This window comes from Gordonia sp. UBA5067 (assembly GCF_002414845.1).
In the GTDB taxonomy this organism is placed as follows: Bacteria; Actinomycetota; Actinomycetes; order Mycobacteriales; family Mycobacteriaceae; genus Gordonia; species Gordonia defluvii.
The window spans coordinates 24,181-24,923 of sequence record NZ_DIAX01000080.1 but is presented as its reverse complement, the minus strand read 5'-3'; the positions used below and the strand labels follow the sequence as shown (position 1 = coordinate 24,923).

The following is a 743-nucleotide window of genomic DNA, read 5'->3' as shown; positions in this document are numbered from 1 at the left end:
GCCTACTTCAACGACGCGCAGCGTCAGGCCACCAAGGAAGCGGGTCAGATCGCTGGCCTGAACGTGCTCCGCATCGTCAACGAGCCGACCGCAGCCGCGCTGGCCTACGGCCTGGACAAGGGCGAGAAAGAGCAGACCATCCTGGTCTTCGACCTGGGCGGCGGCACCTTCGACGTATCGCTGCTGGAAATCGGCGACGGGGTCGTCGAGGTCCGGGCTACGTCGGGTGACAACAACCTCGGCGGCGACGACTGGGATCAGCGCGTCGTCGACTGGCTGGTCGAGAAGTTCAAGGCCCAGCACGGCATCGACCTGACCAAGGACAAGATGGCGTTGCAGCGCCTGCGTGAGGCCGCTGAGAAGGCGAAGATCGAACTCTCCGCCTCGCAGAGCACCTCGATCAACCTGCCCTACATCACCGTCGACGCCGACAAGAACCCGCTGTTCCTCGATGAGCAGCTCTCGCGCAGCGAGTTCCAGAAGATCACCAGCGATCTCCTCGAGCGCACCCGCGCACCGTTCCAGGCGGTCATCAAGGACGCCGGCATCTCGGTCAAGGACATCGACCACGTGGTGATGGTCGGCGGCTCGACCCGCATGCCCGCGGTCACCGAGCTGGTCAAGGAACTCACCGGCGGTCAGGAGCCCAACAAGGGCGTCAACCCCGATGAGGTCGTCGCGGTGGGCGCGGCGCTGCAGGCCGGTGTGCTGCGCGGCGAGGTCAAGGACGTGCTGCTGCTCGA

Annotated in this window: 1 protein-coding gene; it reads left to right on the top strand. The window is 65.7% G+C overall.

The features are described from left to right. Positions 1 to 743 (top strand): Hsp70 family protein (locus B4M62_RS13175; protein WP_290713795.1); only part of this gene is annotated, 743 nt, incomplete at both ends.